The sequence below is a fragment of the Roseomonas sp. KE0001 genome, from assembly GCF_016107285.1.
GTDB lineage: Bacteria > Pseudomonadota > Alphaproteobacteria > Acetobacterales > Acetobacteraceae > Pseudoroseomonas.
The window spans coordinates 1-850 of the sequence record NZ_RCVQ01000041.1 but is presented as its reverse complement, the minus strand read 5'-3'; the positions used below and the strand labels follow the sequence as shown (position 1 = coordinate 850).

The window sequence follows — 850 nt, the reverse complement described above, 5'->3', positions numbered from 1 at the left end:
CTAAAAGTTTGGGACAAAACCTGCTGTGAGGCGTTGAGGGGGAATGGCGCTTCTCGTTCCCGACGACCTCTGGGCTGTGATCGAGCCGCTGCTACCGCCGGAGCGACCAAAGCCGAAGGGCGGCCGCCCGCGGGCCTCTGACCGCGTGGCCCTCGCCGGAATCCTGTTCGTGTTGCGGACGGGTATCCAATGGCACGAACTCCCATCCGAGTTGGGTTGCTGCGGCAAGACGTGCTGGCGGCGGCTGGGCGAGTGGCATGCGGCCGGGGTCTGGGCGGGCCTGCACCGGGTCTTGCTGGAGCGGCTCCAGGATGCCGGAGCCTTGGACTGGCGCCGGGCAGCACTCGACAGCGCTAGCCTGCCCGCCAAAAAGGGGGTGCGGAGGTCGGCCCGAACCCGACCGACCGCGGCAGGCCAGGCACGAAGCGGCATCTCGTCACGGATGCCCGCGGTACACCGCTCGGCGTGGTGCTGAGCGGGGCCAACCGCAACGACAGCCTCATGCTGGCTGCCACTCTGGATGCCGTGCCTGGCGTGCGTGCCTGGCACCGGGGCCGTCCGCGCCGCCGCCCCGCCAAGCTGCACGCCGACAAAGGCTACGATCACCGCCGTTGCCGCCAGGAGTGCCGGGCGCGCGGCATCGTCCCGCGGATCGCCCCACGCGGCATCGAGAGCAGCGCCCGCCTGGGCCGCCATCGCTGGGTCATCGAGCGCAGTTTCGCCTGGCTGAACCGCTTCCGGCGCCTGACTGTCCGCTACGAACGCCGTGCCGACCTGCACCTAGCCCTGACAACAATCGCCTGCTCCATCATCTGCCTACGGCAGATCCGCCGGTTTTGTCCTTAGCTTT

The 850-nt window shown here is 69.2% G+C and carries 1 pseudogene; it reads left to right on the top strand.

Annotated elements, in window-relative coordinates:
- The first annotated feature begins 43 nt into the window (after positions 1 to 43).
- A pseudogene (locus tag D9598_RS20880) lies at positions 44 to 846 on the top strand (IS5 family transposase).
- Positions 847 to 850: the final 4 nt, after the last annotated feature.